This is a genomic window from Leisingera sp. F5, from assembly GCF_001593695.1.
Map to the genome: position 1 here is coordinate 1 of NZ_LUKH01001451.1, position 1023 is coordinate 1023.

Below are 1023 nucleotides of genomic sequence, written 5' to 3' on the forward strand. Positions count from 1 at the left end.
CACGTTGGTATAGCAGTATTCGGCCACATCGGCGATCATTTTCAGGCTTGGCTTGGGCGGGCAGACATAGGTGCCGCGGCTCAGGTATTCCTTGATCAGATCGTTCTGCACCGTGCCTTGCAGTTTGGCGACATCCGCGCCCTGTTCCTCGGCCACCGCGATGTAAAGCGACAGCAGCCAGGGCGCCGTCGCATTGATGGTCATCGAGGTATTCATCTGCTCCAGCGGGATCTGATCGAACAGCGCCCGCATGTCGCCCAGATGACCGACCGGCACCCCGACCTTGCCCACTTCGCCGCGCGCCAGCACGTGGTCGCTGTCATACCCGGTCTGTGTCGGCAGGTCGAAGGCCACCGACAGGCCGGTCTGGCCCTTGGCCAGGTTGGCACGATACAATGCGTTCGACGCCTTTGCGGTGGAGTGACCGGCATAGGTCCGGATAAGCCATGGACGATCCGGCTGGCGATCTTTCTGCGTCTGCGACATGTACGGGCCTCTTGAATCAGGTTGCGCAACTTTCTTACGTTGCAGCCTGAGTTATTGGAATATTATGGCGCTGTCAATTCGCTGCGCTGCGGCGATTTCTTTGCTGCGGCCAGGATCAGGCTCCACCCCAGGATTGCCTGGCTGTGAGCCGAGAGGCTAAAACCCGATTGAAACAGCAGCAAGTGGCCCAAATCGGACAGGTCAGGCGGGGTTTGGACGACAATTTGCATCGGCAAGCCGCTGATCACCATCAGGTAATACATGTAATAGACCTGGGGAGAGAGCCAGACAAACAGCCAAAATGCCGCGATTGCAGAGACAAGGCGCGCCCACAGGGGCGAGAACCGGGTTAGGCGGCGAACGATCCAGAACCAACTGCCCCACAATGTCAGTGACAGCATGGCCAAACCGATTTGTCCTCCCCGGGAGAGGGTAAAAAAGGAATCGCCATCATACACTGTCGTACCACTCCAAGTGTGTTCGTCAGGATACGACCTGGGATTTGCGATGGGCAAGCAGGCCTGTGTTCACGGTTTA

2 protein-coding genes are annotated in these 1023 nt (G+C 58.1%); both read right to left on the minus strand.

The window, feature by feature from the left end:
- A partial coding sequence (locus A2I95_RS42180) for a methylmalonyl-CoA mutase family protein (RefSeq protein WP_291738189.1) occupies nt 1-486 on the minus strand: 486 nt, incomplete at its 3' end.
- A 62-nt stretch (nt 487-548) separates the two neighbouring features.
- The gene (locus A2I95_RS42185) at nt 549-944 is read right to left on the minus strand and encodes a hypothetical protein (protein WP_291738190.1); all 396 of its coding nucleotides are present in this window, start codon (nt 942-944) and stop codon (nt 549-551) included.
- Nucleotides 945-1023: the final 79 nt, after the last annotated feature.